The sequence below is a fragment of the Pseudomonas sp. GD03903 genome, assembly GCF_029840045.1.
Classification (GTDB): domain Bacteria; phylum Pseudomonadota; class Gammaproteobacteria; order Pseudomonadales; family Pseudomonadaceae; genus Pseudomonas; species Pseudomonas pseudonitroreducens.
The window spans coordinates 78,728-97,270 of sequence record NZ_JAOCBT010000004.1 but is presented as its reverse complement, the minus strand read 5'-3'; the positions used below and the strand labels follow the sequence as shown (position 1 = coordinate 97,270).

Annotated in this window: 18 protein-coding genes; 6 read left to right on the top strand and 12 right to left on the bottom strand. The window is 66.0% G+C overall.

Going from position 1 to position 18,543, the window contains the following annotated elements; genetic code table 11:
* Positions 1-102 precede the first annotated feature (102 nt).
* The 5 genes from N5C91_RS07460 to N5C91_RS07440 all read right to left on the bottom strand — a co-directional run bounded on the left by N5C91_RS07460 (position 103) and on the right by N5C91_RS07440 (position 5,667).
* Positions 103-1,119: a DUF3445 domain-containing protein gene (locus N5C91_RS07460; RefSeq protein WP_279828752.1), complete on the bottom strand. Its 1,017-nt coding sequence runs from the start codon at positions 1,117-1,119 to the stop codon at positions 103-105.
* 14 nt (positions 1,120-1,133) lie between these two features.
* Positions 1,134-2,102 carry a PDR/VanB family oxidoreductase gene (locus N5C91_RS07455; protein WP_279828750.1) on the bottom strand — a complete coding sequence of 323 codons (969 nt, stop codon included), beginning with the start codon at positions 2,100-2,102 and terminating at the stop codon, positions 1,134-1,136.
* Positions 2,099-2,698: a dimethylamine monooxygenase subunit DmmA family protein gene (locus N5C91_RS07450; RefSeq protein ID WP_279828748.1), complete on the bottom strand. Its 600-nt coding sequence runs from the start codon at positions 2,696-2,698 to the stop codon at positions 2,099-2,101. The genes N5C91_RS07455 and N5C91_RS07450 overlap by 4 nt, the downstream gene beginning before the upstream one ends.
* Before the next feature lie 400 nt (positions 2,699-3,098).
* The gene (locus N5C91_RS07445; protein ID WP_236172169.1) at positions 3,099-4,535 is read right to left on the bottom strand and encodes a sigma 54-interacting transcriptional regulator; all 1,437 of its coding nucleotides are present in this window, start codon (positions 4,533-4,535) and stop codon (positions 3,099-3,101) included.
* Positions 4,536-4,545: 10 nt separating this feature from the next.
* A complete protein-coding gene (locus N5C91_RS07440; protein WP_236172168.1) occupies positions 4,546-5,667 on the bottom strand; it encodes a PAS domain-containing protein in 1,122 nt (373 codons plus the stop codon).
* Positions 5,668-6,016: 349 nt separating this feature from the next.
* On the opposite strand from N5C91_RS07440, the gene N5C91_RS07435 reads away from it, so the two are divergent.
* Positions 6,017-6,379, top strand: coding sequence for a PilZ domain-containing protein (locus N5C91_RS07435; RefSeq protein WP_236172167.1), 363 nt, complete (start codon positions 6,017-6,019; stop codon positions 6,377-6,379).
* A 225-nt stretch (positions 6,380-6,604) separates the two neighbouring features.
* Here the strand turns inward: N5C91_RS07435 and N5C91_RS07430 are convergent, their stop codons facing one another.
* From N5C91_RS07430 to N5C91_RS07400, 7 genes are read right to left on the bottom strand one after another with little or no spacing between them, the layout of a single operon-like run.
* A complete protein-coding gene (locus N5C91_RS07430) occupies positions 6,605-8,701 on the bottom strand; it encodes a flagellar biosynthesis protein FlhA (RefSeq protein ID WP_279828746.1) in 2,097 nt (698 codons plus the stop codon).
* A 2-nt stretch (positions 8,702-8,703) separates the two neighbouring features.
* Entirely contained in the window at positions 8,704-9,837 is a 1,134-nt protein-coding gene (gene flhB / locus N5C91_RS07425; protein ID WP_279828744.1) for a flagellar biosynthesis protein FlhB, read from the bottom strand.
* Entirely contained in the window at positions 9,830-10,630 is an 801-nt protein-coding gene (fliR, locus tag N5C91_RS07420; protein ID WP_236201598.1) for a flagellar biosynthetic protein FliR, read from the bottom strand. The genes flhB and fliR overlap by 8 nt, the downstream gene beginning before the upstream one ends.
* A 4-nt stretch (positions 10,631-10,634) precedes the next feature.
* Positions 10,635-10,907: a flagellar biosynthetic protein FliQ gene (locus tag N5C91_RS07415; RefSeq protein WP_236172163.1), complete on the bottom strand. Its 273-nt coding sequence runs from the start codon at positions 10,905-10,907 to the stop codon at positions 10,635-10,637.
* A 19-nt stretch (positions 10,908-10,926) separates the two neighbouring features.
* On the bottom strand, positions 10,927-11,697 hold the full coding sequence (fliP, locus tag N5C91_RS07410) for a flagellar type III secretion system pore protein FliP (protein WP_279828743.1): 771 nt from the start codon (positions 11,695-11,697) through the stop codon (positions 10,927-10,929).
* A complete protein-coding gene (locus N5C91_RS07405; RefSeq protein ID WP_236172161.1) occupies positions 11,697-12,068 on the bottom strand; it encodes a FliM/FliN family flagellar motor switch protein in 372 nt (123 codons plus the stop codon). The genes fliP and N5C91_RS07405 overlap by 1 nt, the downstream gene beginning before the upstream one ends.
* Positions 12,065-12,904, bottom strand: a complete 840-nt coding sequence (locus N5C91_RS07400; RefSeq protein ID WP_279828741.1) for a flagellar motor switch protein FliM — start codon at positions 12,902-12,904, stop codon at positions 12,065-12,067. Before N5C91_RS07400 ends, N5C91_RS07405 begins: the two co-directional genes overlap by 4 nt.
* 452 nt (positions 12,905-13,356) lie before the next feature.
* On the opposite strand from N5C91_RS07400, the gene N5C91_RS07395 reads away from it, so the two are divergent.
* The 5 genes from N5C91_RS07395 to fliH are packed head-to-tail and all read left to right on the top strand — an operon-like array spanning position 13,357 to position 18,542.
* Positions 13,357-14,757: a sigma-54 dependent transcriptional regulator gene (locus tag N5C91_RS07395; RefSeq protein WP_279828739.1), complete on the top strand. Its 1,401-nt coding sequence runs from the start codon at positions 13,357-13,359 to the stop codon at positions 14,755-14,757.
* 25 nt (positions 14,758-14,782) lie between these two features.
* A complete protein-coding gene (locus N5C91_RS07390) occupies positions 14,783-15,118 on the top strand; it encodes a flagellar hook-basal body complex protein FliE (RefSeq protein WP_279828738.1) in 336 nt (111 codons plus the stop codon).
* Between the two features lie 9 nt (positions 15,119-15,127).
* Complete coding sequence (fliF, locus tag N5C91_RS07385; RefSeq protein ID WP_279828736.1) at positions 15,128-16,819, top strand: flagellar basal-body MS-ring/collar protein FliF; 1,692 nt, start codon at positions 15,128-15,130, stop codon at positions 16,817-16,819.
* On the top strand, positions 16,797-17,837 hold the full coding sequence (locus N5C91_RS07380) for a FliG C-terminal domain-containing protein (protein ID WP_279828733.1): 1,041 nt from the start codon (positions 16,797-16,799) through the stop codon (positions 17,835-17,837). The genes fliF and N5C91_RS07380 overlap by 23 nt, the downstream gene beginning before the upstream one ends.
* A 6-nt stretch (positions 17,838-17,843) precedes the next feature.
* Entirely contained in the window at positions 17,844-18,542 is a 699-nt protein-coding gene (fliH, locus tag N5C91_RS07375; protein WP_236201590.1) for a flagellar assembly protein FliH, read from the top strand.
* Position 18,543 lies beyond the last annotated feature (1 nt).

Here is an 18,543-nt window from a genome sequence, read left to right as displayed (position 1 = left end):
TTCCTCTCAGGGGTTGATGGGCAGAAGGCATTCGTCCGGCGGGCCTCACGACGCCCGCCGGTTCCCTTTTCGGGTTGGTTTTTTATGTGTGCGAAGCGACGATCACTGGCCGTCGTCGTACTTCGAGAGCCACTCCACGGCCTGCTGGTGGTAGCGGGTGAAGCCCTTGTAGTCGACGAGCTGCTGGTCTAGGGACTTGAGCACGCGGTGCATGCGCTTGGCCCACGCCGGGTTGGTGGCGATGTCTTCCAGGCTCAGCAGGTAGGTGCGGATCGGGAACACGATGGCGTTGCTGCGCGGCAGACGGTGCAGCGGTTGCAGTTCGATGCGCAGGTAGACCTTCTGACCGGCGTTCTCGGCGGTCACCGTGGTGCGGTCCGGCGCCCACTCGGGCAGGGACTCGGCGGAGACGTCCAGGCGCGGGTTGACCGTCAGCGACCAGTTCAGGCGGCGCACCGGGTGGCCGTTGCGCAGGCGCAGGAGGAACTTCAGCGCGCGGTCGAGCATGCCGGTTTCCTTCACCAGCGGCACCGGGCCGTGGAATTCGTGCCAGGCCATGCCCAGGTTGAAGCGCAGCGAGTAGTCGGCGCGTTGGGTGGCGATGCCCGCGCCCCAGTACAGGGTGCCGTCGCGTTCTTCCTGCAATACCCAGTCGCCCTGGGCCTGGCGGGTGACGTACTCCATCGGCTCATAGGGCAGGGTCGACGGATCACCGAAGGTGAAGGTGTCGTCGATGTTCAGCAGCTTGTTGGTCCAGTGCCAGCGGGTGCCGTCCTTCTCCAGGGAGAAGTACTCCGGGTAGTCCTTGGCGTAGGCCTCCATGATCAGCTCGAGCAGGTCCCACTGCGCCTCCATCATGTGCGGCGCGGAGACGTAGTGCATGCCCGGGTCCTTCTCCAGGGTGATCGCCCGGTCGCGGCATTCGCTGATGTAGTGCTCGTCGATGTCGAACACCGCGCGGAAGGCGTCGTTGCCCACCGAGACGTGCGGCTCCAGGTTCATCGAGTACATGTACTCGTCGTCCGGGAAGGGCCAGGGCGCGCGGTCGATGCAGGCCTGGCTGTTGGCGTAGGTGTAGTCGTCGCGGTAGGTTTCGTCGGGGCGGAATTGGATGGTCATGGTCGTTCTCCGGCTCAGCAGTCGATGACCAGCCGCGAGCACTTGGCACGCGACACGCAGGGCATGATTTTCTTGTTGGCGGCCTTGTCCTCGTCGGACAGCCAGTCGTCGGTGTGGAGGATTTCGCCATCCAGTTCGAGGACGTTGGTCTCGCACATGCCGCAGGCGCCGCCGCGGCACAGGTACGGGATGTCGTGGCCGGCGGCCTCGGCGGCCTCCAGCAGGCTCTGGTCGGGCGACACTTGGATGCTCGCGCCGCTGCGCGCCAGGGTGACCTGGAACGCCTCGCCGACGCTGCCCTGTTCGAGGAAGCGCTCGTAGTGGATGTGGCTGTCGGTCCAGCCGTGGGCGTGGGCGGCGTCGATGGTCGCCTGGATCATGCCCTCGGGGCCGCAGACGTAGACGTCGCTGCCCAGCGGGCGGTCGGCCAGCACGGCGGAAATATCCAGGCGCTCGCCACGCTCGTCGCGGTACAGGCGCACCGCGTCGCCGTATTCCTGCAGCAGTTCTTCACCCAGGCGCGCATGGGCATCGCCGCGCACGGCCAGATGCACTTCGAAGGGCGTGCCGCGCAGGCGCAGCTCGGCCAGTTGCGAGCACACCGGGGTGATGCCCACGCCGCCGGCGATGAACAGGTGCAGGCGCGCATGCTTGCTCAGCGGGAACAGGTTCACCGGGCGAAGGATTTCCAGCTCGTCGCCTTCCTTCACCACGTCATGCATGTGCTTCGAACCGCCACGGCCTTCCTCCACGCGGCGCACGGCGATCTGGTAGGCGCTGGCGTCGTAGGGCGAACTTATCAGCGAGTAGGCGTTGCGGTAGGTGCCGCTGGCGTGGGGCATCAGCACCACGACGTTGCTGCCGCCGGAGAACGGCGTCAGGTGCGCGCCGTCGGTGGAAGCCAGGGTGAAGCGCTTGATCTCCGGGGTCACCTGCTCGATGCGGGTGACGCGGACATTCAGGGTTCCGTTGGACTGGCTCATGTGTCGAGCTCCTCGGCTTCCGGCAGCTCGCCGGGGACTTCGGCGTCGGCCTTCACCGCCTGGAAGGCGGCGAGGCGGCGGGAGTAGTGGTCGCGGACCACCAGGGTGCGGGCGCAGTGCGGGCAATCGAAGACACGCTGGGTGACGTTCTCGGTGTAGCCGTCGCAGTGCACGCACCAGACGCGACGGACGAAGGAGCCGGCGTGCTCGCGCAGCACTTCGTCCTTGTTCAGGTTGATTGCGTCGGCGGCCTGCATGGCGGTGCCGATGAAGCTCTCCGAACCGGCCAGGTACAGGCGGGTACCCATGCGCGACTGGCCCAGCAGGGCGTGCAGGTCATCGACCAGCGCGCGGTTGCTCGGGTAGATCGAAAGCTCCACGTCAGTGATGTCGCGCAGTGCGGCGAGGTGATCCTGGCCAGAGAAGGATTCGCTGGAATACAGCACGCGGATCGGCGCGCAGCGCGGCATTTCGGTGAGCAGACGGAGCATGGCGCTGCCGCCGCTGCCCTGGCCGGCGATGATGTGGTGGTTGCCGCCGGCGAGCGGGCGCAACTGGTCGTAGACCGGCCGGCTCTTGATACCTGTGATGAGCATTATTCTTGTGCCTCCAGAACTGCCGGCTCTCTCGTCGAGAGGCGCCAGCGCGATTCGAGGACCCGCGCACGGTCACGGGTCGGAGATACACAGAGCACAGGCTGTGTCAAATAGTTAAGTGATTGAAATTTAAGGTAAAAGTTAGAATCGGAAAGCACGGGTGTAAGCAGAAATGACAACGCCTGTAGGCAGGCTTGCAGCGGTGGATTGTCGCAGGGGGATTTCTGCCGGATGTACCGAGCGTGCGTGACCAATCAGCTCCGCGTCGTGGGGTGGGTTTTGGGTAGGAGCGGACTTTGTCCGCGATCGATTGCCGGCTGCTCGGAGCCGGCCTGTTGCATATCGCGGACGGAGTCCGCTCCTACGCATGTCGGGAATCGCGGTGTGGCGCGGAGAACGGTCAATCGTCGCGCTGCAACTTGCGGATCAGCGTGCCGACGTCGATCCCCAGGTGGATCGCTGCCTTGCGCTTGCTGCCGCACAGGCGCACCGCGCGCAGGATCACCTGGCGCTCGTAGCGCTGAACCTGGGCCTTGAGCGGCTGGTCGTCGATGGCCGCAGCCGGTTCGGCGAGCGCGACGGGGCTGCCGGCCGGCGGCGCGCCGAGCAGCTCCGGCGGCAGGTGCAGCTCTTCCGCCACGTCGTCGGCGAGTACGGCCAGGCGTTCGAAGATGTTCACCAGCTCCCGGATGTTGCCGGGGTAGTCATAGCCCAGCAGGCGTTCGCGGCATGCCGAGGACAACCGCAGCGGCGGCTGGCGGTCGCGGTTGATCCGCGCCAGGAGGATATCCATCAGCACCGGCAGGTCATCACGGTGGGCGCGCAGCGGCGGGATTTCCACTGGCAGCACGGCCAGGCGGTAGTAGAGGTCTGCGCGGAATTCGCCGGCCGCCACCTGGGCGCGCAGGTCCTTGTTGGTGGCGGCGATCACCTGCACCTGGACCTGTTTGGACAACGGCGAACCCACTGGCTGGATGGTGCCGTCCTCGAGGAACTTGAGCAGCTTGGCCTGTACCTGCAGCGGGATCTCGCCGATCTCGTCGAGGAACAGCGTGCCGCCCGAGGCGCTCTCGATGTAGCCGCGCTTGCCCGACTGCAATGCGCCGGTAAAGGCGCCGCGCTCGTAGCCGAACATCTCCGACTCGAACAGCGTCTCGGGGATGCTCGCGCAGTTCACGTCGATGAACGGCCGGTCGCCCCAGCCGGCGGCGCGGTGGATGTGCCGGGCGATGGCGGTCTTGCCCACGCCGGGCTCGCCAAGCAGCAACAGGCGCGCGCGGCGGCGGAAGGCGCGTACGCCCATGTCGGCGATGGAGGAGAGCAGCGGCGACATGTGCAGCGCGTTGTCCTGCGGGTCGCCCAGGCCTTGCAGGTCGGTGGTCGAGGCGCGCCCGGAGGGGCTGCGCAGACTGCCGGCGGTGCCCGGTTCGTATTCACGCTGGATCAGCAGGCTGTAGGGCTTCTCATAGGCGCCGGTGGGCACCGCCTGGGCGCGGGTGAGGAACACCCGGCCATCGCGGGAGCGGGTCAGCGCGCTCTTGCCGCCGCGGCGCAGGGCCTGCTGGAAGTCGTCGAACTGCAGTGCCGAACGCTGGAAGAAGTCCACGTCCGGCAGGCCCAGCACATCGACGCGGGTGACGCGGTTGACCCGTTCCGCCGCGAGATTGATGAAACGCACCCGCGAGTCGCCGTCGCAGACGATCAGCGCCTCGCTGAAACTGTCCAGCAGGGCGTGCAGGGCCGGTGTCTCCAGCAGCGCGGAAAGCATCTCCCCGGACGCGCTGACCGACGAGCGCATACCCATGCGCAGCGGCGCGAAGAAACCTTCTTCGCTCATGCTTCTTTGCTCATGGATGCAGCTCCGTCGCCTTGTTCGCCAAGCGCAGCACGAAGACGCGCCAGGCCACGCCCTCGCGGATGAGGATGCGCGAGCAGTGGCTGTTGAACGACTGGTAGTTGCCGAACTGGTCCGGCAGGTCGAGCACCTGCCAGGTGCGCTCGGGCAGCGGCATGCGGTTCAGCGTCGAGGCCAGGCCGGCGGCGCGGGTGATGCCGAAGGTCTGCTCGAAGGCTGCGTTGCGCCATTGCGGCTGGGCCGCCTCGTCGATCACCAGCACCGCGTCGGGCACTGCGTCGAACACCCGGCGCAGCGCTTCGATGCGCTGCTCGGCGTCGTGCTGCATGCGCAGCTCCTGGCTGACGTCGCGCAGGCTGCCCCACATGCGCAGCAGGCGGCCGTTGTGGATGCTGGCGCGCACGTCGTTCTCGACATAGGCCGGCGAGCCGTCGTGGCGACGGTCCACCGACAGCGCGCCATCGACGTGGAATTCCGCCTCGATCAGGCGCCGCACGAACTCTTCGTTGGCCGGGCTGCGCGGCCAGTACAGGCGCACCGGCTGTTCGCTGAAATCGACGTCGGCGGGCATCTCGTAGATGTTGGCCATGGCGCGGTTGCACATGCGCCAGTAGGAGCGGTTCTCGAACACCTGGCGGACGATCTCGTCGGGCGTCTCGCGCACATCCACCGACTCGGCGAACTCGATGCACCAGTAGGCCACCCGCGCGCTGAAGAGCATCTGGCTCATCACCTCGTTGGCGCTCTGCAGCTCGCCCAGGCGACGGCTGACCGGCCCCAGCGGCATCTTCACCAGGTGCAGGCGCGCCGGCTCGCCGTCGCGCCATTGCAGCACGCCGCTGGCGAGCACCGGCAACAGGCCGCCGTTGTGGCGGATCAGGGTCAGTTCCAGGTCCTGCACACGCTCGTCCGCCGGCGGGCTGGCGAACAGCTGCATCAGGGCGTTCAGCGAGTCGGCGGTGTAGATCAGCTCGGCGCCCTGGCCATCCAGCGAACCCGGCGGGTAGCCGAGCTGGTCGGTCTGCTCGGCGGAGACTTCGATGAAGCGTCCCTGAGACGTCAGGCTGTCGGACAGCAGCAGGCCTCTGTCCAGCAGCAGTTTTAGCGGGTCCATTTCCCTCTCCAGATGCAAATTCCCAACACGGCGATGCGGCCGCCTGGCGGCGCGCAAGAAGACTCAAGGCATGTTGCATGCCAGGCTGAAACGCCCGTGCGCCGTGGGGTGGCGCGGAAGGGTGTGTGCAAAATCGCAGCACTGCGGGCAATCATGCAGCGTTGTTTGCAGAATATCCGTTGCATCAATGCAGCGGCGCGCGTGGCGATGGAAGGTGCAAAGGTTTCGCCATAAATACTGGCCAGTTGATAGCTTTTGAGTTCGTTTGAGCGGCTGCCGCTGCTAGGATGCGCGCGCGTTTCGCTGCTGAAACGCCTGTCCCAGAGCCCGCTCCCTACAAGAGGCCCCCATGCGCAAGCACCGTCGATTGACCTTCCGCCACATCGGCCAGATCAACGTGACCAACCGCCTGAGCGGCGACCCCATGGGTGTGGTCCTGGACGTCTCGATGGGTGGCCTGCGGCTGGTGACGGAAGAGCCGCTGGCGCCGGGCAGCTGCTACGACATGCGCCTGGAAATACCGGTACGCGAGGACCACACCCGTTCGGTGGATATCACGGCGATCTGCCAGTGGTCGAAGAAGGACGCCAAGAATGCGCGATTCGAGCAGGGCTTCAAGCTCGACCGCCCGAGTGCGGCGTTTACCGAGCTGGTGACTACGATGTCGGTGAGTTTCAACCGCAGCCTGTTGGGGCGGGCGCGGTTGTCGTGATGGGGTAGTCCGGTGCTCGGGCGGGCCCTCACCCCAGCCCTGGCTGCGCGCCCCGCTCAGAGGGAGAGGGGGCCGTTCGGCGTTTTGTGGTTGTGTCGAAGCTCGCCGGCAAGCACGGGAATATCCGCCTGCACCAGACAGTCCCCTCTCCCATTGGGAGAGGGTTAGGGTGAGGGGGAAACCCCGCGCCGAACGCTCAGAATGGCACCCGCTCCGCCAGCTCCATCACCCCAGCGTCCCGACGATCTGCACCCCCACCCGCTCCGGAATCTCGTTCTGCGACAGCACGTGCAGCCCCGGGCTGAACACCCGCGCATAACGCGCCAGCAGCGGGCGCAGTTGCGGCATCACGGTGAGGATCGGCGGGTGGCCTTCCTTGCGCAGTTTCTCCTTCACCACCGGCATGCTGTGCTGCAGCTGGTTGAGCAGGCTGGGCTCCACCGGGATGTTGTCCAGGCTCACCGGGCCGGCCTGCTGGGCGATGCTCAGGGCGCCGAGCAGGGTGTTTTCCAGGGCATTCTCCAGGACGAATACGCTCAGCTCCGGGCGCTCGCCGGCGATCGAGGAAACGATGCTGCGGCGCAGCGCATAGCGCACGTCGGAGGCCAGCAGCACCGGGTCCTTGGTGGTCTCGCTGCCTTCGAGCAGGGCGCTGGCGATGGTGACGATGTCCTTAAGCGGCACTTCTTCCTGCAGCAGCTGGCGGAACACCCGGTGCTGCTGCGAGTAGGTCAGCTGCGCCTTCAGCGATTCGGCGAGCTTGGGCGCCTGCAGGGTCAGGCGCTGCATCAGGTGTTCGACGTCGTCGTGCTTGAAGATGTCCGGCAGGTGCTCGCGCACCACCTTGTTCAGGTGCGTGGCGACCACGCTGGCGCAGTCGATCACCTGGTAGCCGAGGTTCAGCGCGCGGGATTTGTCGGCCGGCAGGATCCACACCACCTGCATGCGGTACGCCGGGTCGACGCCGAGGATGCCGTCGATCTCGCCGTAGAGCTCCGGCGAGGGAATCGCCATCAGCCGGTCGGCGTGGATTTCCGCGCCGTCGATGCGCTCGCCGTTGATGTGGATGGCGTACTGCGAGGCCTTCAGGCGCAGGCTGTCGCGGATCTGCACTTCCGGCAGGAGGAAGCCGAGGCTCTCCGAGAGCGTCTGGCGCACCCCGCGAATCCGCTGTGGAAGCGGCGCGCCGCTGGCCTCGTTGACCAGGCTGACCAGCTTGTAGCCCAGCGAGATCGACAGCCGCTCCACCAGCGGGATGTCTTCCCAGGCCAGCTGCTGCGCCTTTTCCTGGTCCATTGCGTGCGTCAGGGCCTGGGTCTGCTCCAGCGTCTGCGCCTCGATCGGCGGGCCGGCCAGCGACAGGCGCCAGGCGATGAACGCCACCAGTGCGGCGAAGGCGAAGAAGGCGGTGTGCGGCATGCCCGGGACCAGACCAAGTACCACGAGGATGCCGGCGACGGTGTACAGCAGCGACGGCGAGGCCAGCATCTGCCGGCGCACCAGGCTGGTGATCTCCGCCGACTCGTTGACCCTCGTGACGATGATCGCCGCCGCGGTGGACAGCAGCAGCGCTGGAATCTGCGCCACCAGGCCGTCGCCGATGGTCAGCAGGGCATAGCGCTGGAAGGCTTGCGCCGCTGGCAGGTCGTAGACGAATACGCCGATGGCCAGGCCGCCGAACAGGTTGATCAGGAGGATCAGGATGCCGGCGATGGCATCGCCACGGACGAACTTCGAGGCGCCGTCCATGGCGCCGTAGAAGTCGGCTTCCTTGGCCACTTCCGAGCGCCGCCGCTTGGCTTCGCTCTGCTCGATCAGGCCGGCGTTGAGGTCGGCGTCGATGGCCATCTGCTTGCCGGGCAGGGCGTCCAGGGTGAAGCGCGCGGTGACCTCGGAGATGCGTTCGCCGCCCTTGGTGATGACCATGAAGTTGATGATCATCAGGATCACGAAGACGATCAGGCCGACGATGAAGTTGCCGCCGATCACCACGTGGCCGAAGGCTTCGATCACCTTGCCCGCCGCGCCCGTGCCGGTGTGGCCGTCGAGCAGCACCACGCGGGTGGAGGCGACGTTCAGGGTCAGGCGCAGCAGGGTGGTGACCAGGATCACCGTGGGCAGCAGCGAGAAGTCCAGCGGGCTCTTCGACGACACGCTGACCAGCAGCACCAGGATCGCCACGACGATGTTGAAGGTGAACAGGGCGTCCAGCACCAGCGGCGGCAGCGGCAGGATGATCATCGAGAGGATCGACAGGATGATCAGCGGGATGCCGATGCGGCCGCTCTGGAACGTCGGCAATAGTGACTGCAGTAGGCGCATGGTCAGACTCTGTTCAGCAATTCTTCGGGAATGGGGACGTTCTGGATCAGCTCCGGTCGTTCACGGCGCCCGGAGCGCCAGGCCTTGAGCTGGAGGATGTAGGTCAGGACGTGGGCGACGGCCTTGTACAGCTGTGCCGGAATCTGCTGGTTCACCTGGGTGGTGGCGTAGATCGCACGGGCCAGCGGCGGCAGTTCGAGCACTTCCAGGTCATGGGCCCTGGCCATCTTGCGGATGTACAGCGCGGTCTCGTCCAGGCCCTTGGCGACCACGTAGGGCGCCTGGGCCTTCTTCGGGTCATAGCGCAGCGCCACGGCGAAGTGCACCGGGTTGACGATCACCACGTCGGCGGTCTTGATCGTCTTGCTGATCTGCCGGTGCACCAGCTGGCGCTGCAACTGGCGGATGCGCGCCTTCACCTCCGGGCGGCCTTCCTGGTTCTTGTGCTCTTCCTTGCGCTCCTGCTTGGTCATGCGCAGCTTCTTCTTGAAGAAGAAGTACTGGATCGGGATGTCGATGACCGAAAACAGGATGAACACCACCAGTAGCGAGACAGTGATGTCGTAGAAGGTGCTGAACGCTGCGGCGATGGCGCTGTGTACGTTGCTGCGCTGCAGCGCCAGCAGGCCGGGCAGGGCGCCGTGCAGCTGGTAGACGGCGACGACGATCAGCACGGCGATCTTCAGCAGCGACTTGGCCAGCTCGGTCCAGTTCTGCAGCGAGAAGATGCGTCCGAGCCCGGTGATGGGGTTGAGCTTGGACAGCTTGGGCATGAAGTTCTTGCTGGAGAAGATCCAGCCGCCGGGGATCATCGAGAACAGCACCACCAGCAATGGCGTGACCAGCAGCGGCAGCAGCGTGGTGATGAACAGCACCAGGTGATGGCCGAGCACCAGCGGCAGGTCGTCGAGGCCGATCTCGCTGTTCCTGAAATCGATGAACGACAGCGCGAAGCCCTGCTTCAGTCCTTCGTAGAAGTGCTCCACGCAGAACTTCAGGGCGACCAGCGTGGCCAGCAGCGAGAGCGTGGTGGAGAGGTCCTTGGAGCGGCTGACCTGGCCATCCTCGCGGCTCTTCTTGAGTTTCTGCTGGGAGGCCTCTTCGGTTTTTTCCTGGGCGCTGTGCTGCTCAGCCATGGCGCCCCTCGCGGAAGATCACGCCGATGGCATCGAGCAGCTGGCGGGTGAGCTTGAGGTAGTTCTCGGGGATATCCGGCAGGGTCAGCCAGATGCATACCAGGCCGGCCAGCACCGCCATGGGGAAGCCCAGGGAGAACAGGTTGAGCGCCGGCGAGATGCGGTTCAGCAGGCCGAAGCAGAACTGCACCAGGGTCATGCAGAACACCACCGGCAGGGTGATCAGCACCGCGGCGGCGAATACCCAGGCCAGGCTGCCCACTACCGACTCCAGCCCCAGGTAGTGCAGGCCGCTGCCCACCGGCCAATAGATGAAACTCTGGTAGAGGATGCTCACCACCAGCAGGTGGCCGTCGATGGAGAGGAACAGGAACACCAGCAGGATGAAGTACAGCTGGTAGAGGATCGAGGACGACGACACGCCGTTCATGGGGTCGTTGTACACCGCCATGCTCAGGCCGAGCTGGGTGGAAATCACGTCGCCGACCAGGGTGAACACGGTGAACACCAGCATCAGCGAGAGGCCCAGCATCAGGCCGAAGACGATCTGCTCCAGCGCTACCAGCAGACCCTGGGCGGACAGCGGGTCGATAGCCGGCGGCCGTGGCAGCGCGGCGCCGAGGGCGACGGTCAGGGCCAGGCCGAGAAGTATGCGCAGGCGCATGGGGATCGCCTTGTGGCTGAAGATCGGCGCCAGGGCGAACACCGCCATGATCCGGCAGAAGGGCCACCACCAGGCCTGCAGCGTTTGCAGGTAGTCGAAGGCCTGCAGGAAGGATGCGCCTGGCTGCATGGCATCAGCCGACCAGGCGGCCTGCCTGGTGGAACGACTGGATGAACAGCTCCGAGAGCGTGCGCAGGATCCAGTGCCCGGCGAACACCAGCATCCCCAGGGTGATCAGCAGGCGCGGCAGGAAGCTGAGCATCTGCTCGTTGATCTGCGTGGCGGCCTGGAAAATGCTCACCAGCAGGCCGCCGAGCAGGCTCGGCAGGATCAGCACGCAGACGATCAGCGCGGTGATGTGCACGGCGTTAGAAACGATATCGACGGCGCTTTCCGGGGTGAGCATGGCGTTCTCCGCAAGGCCGCTAGAAGGGCTGCACGCTGCTGGTCAGCGTGCCCATCATCAGGGCCCAGCCGTCCACCAGCACAAAGATCATCAGCTTGAACGGCAGCGAGATCATCATCGGCGAGAGCATCATCATGCCCATCGCCATCAGCACGCTGGCCACCACCAGGTCGATCACCAGGAACGGGATGAAAATCATGAAGCCGAGCTGGAAGGCGGTCTTCAGCTCGCTGAGGACGAACGACGGCAGCAGCAGGGAGAAGTCCAGGTCTTCCAGTTTCTCCGGCACGCTTTCGCCGGCCAGGGAGACCATGGTTTCCAGCGAGGTGCGGTTGGTCTGCGCGAGCATGAAGCGGCTCAGTGTCTGCTTGGCACGACTGAGGCCATCTTCCAGGCTGATCTGGTCGGCCTCGAAGGGCTGGTAGGTATTGGCGTAGATGTCCTGCCACACCGGGCGCATGACCAGCAGGGTCATGATCAGGGCGATGCCCACCAGCACGTTGTTCGGCGGGCTCTGCTGCAGACCGATGGCCTGCCGGAGGATCGCCAGCACGATGACGAAACGGGTGAAGCAGGTCATCAGCATGAGCATCGCCGGGAGGAAGCCCAGCAGCGTCATGACGATGAGAATCTGCAGCTTGACGCTGAAGGCCTGGCCGTCTGCCGTGTCGTGCAGGTTGAACAGCGTCACCTCGCCGCCGGCTGCCTGCGCGTAGAGCGGGCACAGCACGGCGATGAGCAGGCCAAGCGTGGCTGGCAATCTGCCGGTCAGGAAGCGGCGCAATTTCATCAGGCAGTCAGGGCGTCGAGGCTGGCGCCGCACAGTTCGAGCACGCGCAGGCCGTAGTTGCCGTTCATCACCACCACTTCGGCCTTGGCGAACAGCGCGCCGTTGACCTTCACGTCCAGCGGCTCGCCAGCGAGCTTGTCGAGGATGATCACGCTGTTGGCGTCCACATCCATCAGCTCCTTCAGCGAGATTTCCACCGAGGCGACTTCGAGGGTGACGTTTACCGGAATCTTGCCGAAGAAGCTCAGGTCCTGCTGCGGCAGTGAAGCGCGCACGGGCTCGGCGGGAATGTCGGTGGCGTCCTGGGTCAGGTCGAGGTCGCCATCGTTGATCAGCGACTCGAACTCGGAGTCGGAGAGAGAGCCAGTCATGGGTTTTTCACGCTTTCCAGGGAGGAGAGGAAGAGGGTGCCGTCGTCTTCGAAGATGGCGCCGCGGAACAGCTTCTGCTGGTTCACGCGGACCTCGACGCGGTCCAGCGGGCGGATCGTCAGCACATCACCCGGCTCCAGGGCGAGTACCCGGGCGAGTGGCATGCGCGCGGCGGCAACCACGCAGTCCAGGCGCAGCGGCAGGTGCTTGATGTGTTCCACCGGGTTGCCGGTCAGGCGCGGCGGTGGCGGTCCGGCAAGGCGGCGGGTGAGCTCGTCCGCCAGCGGGTTGTCCAGGTAGAGGTAGAGCGAGGAGCGCTCGCCGGTCAGGTGGCTGACGTAGCTGAACTCGGCCACATACTCCCACTGCACCTCTTCGTAGGTGGGGTCGATCTGCTGCAGGCGGCCGACCGATTCGCCCATCAGCAGGGCGCGGCCGAACAGGTCGACCACGTCGAGGCCGAGGCGCTCGAGCATGCGTTGCTCGGAGCTGCTGATCGGCGGCGTATCGCGATTGGCGACCAGCGTGCCGCCGTAATAGCACTCGATGACTTCGGTGAGCAGGGCGCGGTCCATGGCGAAACCGAACTTGCCCAGGGGCGAATCGAAAAGGCACTCGAGTTCACGGGGAAGTTCCTCGTGAATAGTCAGGTTGGCCAATTCGAGATTGATTCGATAATGCCGCAGGAAATAGTCGCTGATAATCCGCGGATACTTTCCGGAGATCTCTTTGATGTACTGCGGAATCTTGTGATAATGCCGGCCGAGTTTCTGCGGTTTCAGTCGGATGAGACTGTCGGCGGGCACGCCATGGTGGACTTTTGATTTGCCAGTCATGCTCAGCGTCGTACTTCCAGGTTCGATCTGCCATCTGCCCAAGGACACGGGAAGTGTCGTGACCGCCGGGGTCGGCTGATCGTTGCTCGCGGCATGCTCTGTCTGTCAGGGGGCCCGTGACTGCTGCGTCACAGGCTGCTGACGTGGCGCAATGATAGCGATCTGAGGTCGCCCGATTAAATCAATAGATATCAAATGCTGTTTTTGACGGAACTTTTTGTCTATTGATCTTAATTAATCGGCGGGAAGCTATGGCGTAGTGCTGGCACTTGTTAGGGTGGCTGGGTTAGTTACAGGTTGCAGCGACTTCATATATGACGAAGTTGTTGCAATGCCACCCGTGAGATAGCCGATCCAGAAACAGGTTCCGCAGTCGCCGATTATAGTTGTCGGCTGATGCTGGCGTTGAACGATGGAGGGCTTGCGAACGCACTAGCGAATGGAAAGTTGCGGTGAACAGTTTAAGCCAGTCGATCGATCAATTATGTGAAACGCTGCTCGAAGAGCGGCCTGCGCAGAAAAAAGTTGCGATCATCGGGCCGTCCTCGGACGCCGCTCACGCCCTGCTTTTGCAGACGCTGCTGGCCGAAGGCTGCCGCGTCGAACGCTTCTCCGGCTTCGCCGAACTGGCCCGTGCGCGCAGCGACGCGGCCCTGCTGTTCATCCTCGCCGGGGCCTTCCCCGCGCCTGATCTGTATGCCCAGGTTGGCGCGCTGCTCAGCGATGGCCGCGAGCGCGACGTGGTGCCCATCGTCGGCTATGAAGAGCAGGAAAAGGCCGCCACCCTGCTTGACCTGGGTTGCGTCGACTACCTGCTGTCGCCGTTCGGCGCCGGCCAGTTGGCCGCACTGCTGCGGCGCCAGGAAGCCTCCAGCGCTGCCCAGGAACTGTTCGTTTCGCGCTCCCAGGCTGGTCGCCGCCTGCTGGCCATGGCGCAGCGTGTCGCGCAGACCCGCGCGCCGATCCTGATCACCGGCGAGACCGGCACCGGCAAGGAACTGCTGGCCCGCTACATCCACGGCATCGCCAGCCCGGACGCGCCGTTTGTCGCGGTGAACTGCGCGGCGATCCCCGAGGCGATGCTCGAATCCATCCTCTTCGGCCACGAACGCGGTGCCTTCACCGGCGCGGTGACGGCCCAGCCGGGCAAGTTCGAGCTGGCCAACGGCGGCACCCTGCTGCTCGACGAAATCGGCGAGCTGCCGCTGGCCCTGCAGGCCAAGTTGCTCCGCGTTCTGCAGGAGCAGCGTGTGGAGCGCCTCGGCGGGCGCCGCGAGATCGAGCTCGACGTGCGCGTGATCGCCGCCACCAACCGCGACCTGCAGGCCGAAGTCGGCGAAGGGCGCTTCCGCGCCGACCTGATGTTCCGCCTCGACGTGCTGCCGCTGCACATCGCCCCCCTGCGCGAGCGCAAGGAAGACGTGCTGCCGCTGGCGCGGCGTTTCATCCGCCAGTACGCCCCGCAGGACGCCGAGCATGACCTGCTTACCGAGGCCGCCGGCCGCGCGCTGCTGCAGCACGACTGGCCGGGCAATGTGCGCGAGCTGGAAAACACCCTGCAACGCGCCCTGGTGCTGCGCAACGGCCTGTTCATCCAGCCCCGCGACCTCGGCCTGGCCGCGCCGCAGGCTGCGCTGGCGACTGTCGCCGCGGTGATCCCGCTGGCGGCCGAAGGCGGCCGCGCCGCACTGCGCGCCAGCGGCAAGCTCGCCGAATACCAGCATGTGATCGACACCATCCGCCGCTTCGGCGGGCACAAGACCAAGGCCGCCGAGAGCCTGGGCATGACCACCCGCGCGCTGCGCTACCGGCTCAACGCGATGCGTGAGCAGGGCGTGCAGGTGCAGTTCTGATTTCGTCTTCCGGGGGAGACCTTCCATGAGTTCGATCATGCAGGTGCAGCAGGACATGCTGGACCGGATGAACCGTTACGCCGACCTGGCCAGCGGCCCGACCGTGCGGCCCGCCGCGCAGCTCGGCGGCAATGCGCCGGCGCAGGGCATCGGTGCCAGCTTCGAGCAGGCGCTGCGCTCGGTGGATGCCGAGCAGCACAAGTCCAGCGCCGCCATGGCCGCGGTGGACAGCGGCCAGAGCGACGACCTGGTCGGCGCCATGATCCAGAGCCAGAAGGCCAGCGTGTCGTTTTCCGCGCTGCTGCAGGTGCGCAACAAGCTCACCGGCGCCTTCGACGACATCATCCGCATGCCGCTGTAAGGACTGACAGTGCTGCAGAATCTGAAAGGGCGCCTGGCGCTCGACAAACTCAAGCTCGACCCGCGCCTGGGGCTGCTCGCTATCGCCCTGGGCGCCGCGCTGCTGGCCGCCGCCGTGGTGTTCTACCTGTGGCGCGACCAGGGTGCCTATCGCCCGCTGTACGGCGCCGGCGAGGCCTACCCGGCCGCCGACGTGATGCAGGTGCTGGACGCCGAAGCCTTCGACTATCGCCTGCATCCGCAGAGCGGCCAGGTGCTGGTGCGCGAGGAAGACCTGGCGCGCGCGCGCATGCTGCTGGCGGCCAAGGGCGTGAAGGTATCGATGCCGGCCGGCTACGAGCTGTTCGACAAGGACGAGCCGCTGGGCACCAGCCACTTCCTCCAGGACGTGCGCCTCAAGCGCAGCCTGGAGGGCGAACTGGCGCGCACCATCATGGGCCTGAAGGGCATCGAGCAGGCGCGTGTGCACGTCGCCCGCGAGGACAGCAATTCCTTCGTCGTCGGCCGTCGCGATCCGGCCAAGGCCTCGGTGCTGCTGCAACTGGCGCCCGGTCAGCGGCTGAGCCCCGAGCAGGTCGGCGCCATCGTCAACCTGGTGGCAGGCAGCGTGCCGCAGCTCAAAGCCGAAGACGTCAGCGTGGTGGACCAGAACGGTGTGCTGCTCTCGCGCGGGATCAGCGGTGCTGGCGGCCCGTCACAGAACTGGCAGGCGGTCGACGAGTATCAGCGCAAGGCCGTGGGCAATGTCGAGGAAGTGCTGGCGCCGGTGCTGGGCCTGGGCAACTACCGCATCAGCGTGTCCGCCGACATCGACTTCAGCCAGAAGGAAGAGACCCAGCAGGCCTACGGCGAAGCGCCGCGCCTGCGCAGTGAGTCGCTGCGCAACGAGAGCACCCTGGACCAGCTCGCCCTTGGCGTGCCCGGCTCGCTGAGCAACCGCCCGCCGGAGCCGCCGCCACCGCAGCAGGGACAGAATGTCGCCCAGGGCGCCAACCCGCCGGGCAACGGCAAGGTCGCCGCGACCGACAACAAGGCCGCGACCTCGACCCGCAACGAGACCACCCGGCAGAACGACTTCGACCAGCGCGTCACCCACATCAAGTACCCGGCCTTCGCCCTGCGCCAGCAGAGCGTCGCCGTGGTGATCAACGCCGCCACCGCCCCCGAAGGCGGCTGGACCGACAAGGCCCGCGCCGACCTGGAAGCCATGGTCAAGAGCGCGGTGGGCTTCAACGCCCAGCGCGGCGACCTGATCACCGTCAGCGTGTTCCCCTTCGCCGCCGTGCCGGTGGAAGAGGCGGGCGCCAGCTGGTGGGAAAGCAGCGCCCTGCAAGCGCTGGTGCGCTACACCGTGCTCGGCCTGATCGCCCTGCTGTTCCTGCTGTTCGGCGTGCGCCCGGCAGTGCGCAGCCTGACCCAGCGCAGCCAGCCGCTGGCGACTGCCGCGCTGCCTGAAGGGAGCCACGAGTATCCCCTGGCCCTGGACGCCGAACGGCGCCTGGCGCTCTCCAATGAAAGCGTCGGCGGGCTCAACGTGCTCGGCGAGCTGAACCCGCTCTCGGAGATCCGTCTGCCGGCGCCGGGCTCGGGCCTGGAGCACCAGATCGAGCATCTGCAGATGCTGGCGAAGAACGACCCGGAACGGGTTTCGGAAGTGATCAAGCACTGGATTGGCCGCAATGACCGACACGAGCCTGCCTGAAGAAACGAAAAAGCGCGGCCCGCAGTTGCGCGCCGTGAGCTCCCTGGAACAGGCGGCGATCCTCATGCTGAGCATGGGTGACGAGGCCTCCGCGGGCATCCTGCGCAACTTCAGCCGCGAGGAGATCGTCAGCATCAGCCAGGCGATGGCGCGGCTGTCCAACGTCAAGCAGAACACCGTGTCCGACGTCATCGGGCGCTTCTTCGACGACTACAAGCTGCAATCGAGCATCAAGGGCGCCTCGCGTTCCTACCTCGCCGGCATGCTCGGCAAGGCGCTGGGCAGCGACATCACGCGCAACCTGCTGGACAGCATCTATGGCGAGGAAATCCGCGCCAAGATGGCGCGCATGGAGTGGATCGATCCCAAGCAGTTCGCCGCGCTGATCGCCAAGGAACACGCGCAGATGCAGGCGGTGTTCCTCGCCTTCCTGCCGCCGGGCATGGCTACCGACGTGCTCGAGGCCATGCCGCCCGAGCGCCAGGACGAGCTGCTGTTCCGCATCGCCAACCTCAGTGAAGTGAACAGCGATGTCATCGCCGAGCTGGAGCAACTGATCGACCGCAGCCTGCGCGTGCTCTCCACCCAGGGCTCGCAGGTGCGCGGGGTGAAGCAGGCGGCGGACATCATGAACCGCTTCAAGGGCGACCGTAACCAGATGTTCGAGCTGCTGCGCGCCCACAACGACAGCCTGGTCGGCAGGATCGAAGACGAGATGTACGACTTCTTCATCCTCTCGCGGCAGAACCAGGAAGTGCTGCAGACCCTGCTGGAAGTGATCCCGCTGGACGAGTGGGTGGTCGCCCTCAAGGGCGCCGAGCCCGAACTGGTGCGCGCCATCCAGGGCGCCATGCCGAAGCGCCAGGCGCAGCAGATGGAGTCGATCAACCGCCGCCAGGGCCCGGTGCCGCTGAGCCGCGTGGAGCAGGTGCGCAAGGAAATCATGGGCGTGGTGCGCGAGCTGGCCGCCGAGGGCGACCTGCAGGTGCAATTGTTCCGCGAGCAGACGGTGGAGTAACTGCGCATGGCGATCAAAGTCATCAAGGCCGACAGCCGCGCCTGGCGCCCCTACCGCTTCCCGCCGCGCTGCGCCACCGCCAGCGCCGACAATCACGGCTGGGACAGCGACCCGGCCGCGCGCCAGCGCGCCATCTCCGACGGCTTCCAGGAAGGCCTGGAGAAGGGTTACCAGGACGGCGTCGGCGAAGGCCGCGAAGCCGGCCTGCGCGAAGGGTTCGAAGCTGGGCGCCAGGACGGCCTGCGCAAGGGCCGCGAGGAAGGCCGCGCTGCTGGCCGCCAGGTATTCGAGCAGGCCAGTGCGCCTTTGCAGGCTGCCGTCGATGCCTTCGCTGACTATCACCAGGCCTTCCAGCGCAGCCGCCAGAAAGAGTTGCTGGAGCTGGTGCAGAAGGTGGCGAAGCAGGTCATCCGCGTCGAGCTCACGCTCAACCCCACGCAACTGCTGACGCTCGCGGAAGAAGCGCTGGCCGCCATGCCGGGCGAGCAGGGCGAGGTGCAGATCCTGCTCAACCCGGAAGAATGCGCGCGCATCCGCGAGCTGAACCCCGAGCGCGCCGCGAAGTGGCGCCTGGTGCCGGACGAGCGCCTGGCGCTGGGCGAATGCCGTGTCGTCACCGCCCAGGCGGAAGCCGACATCGGCTGCCAGCAGCGCCTGGACAGTTGCATGGAAACGCTGAGTGCGCACCTGCAGGACGAAGACTGAA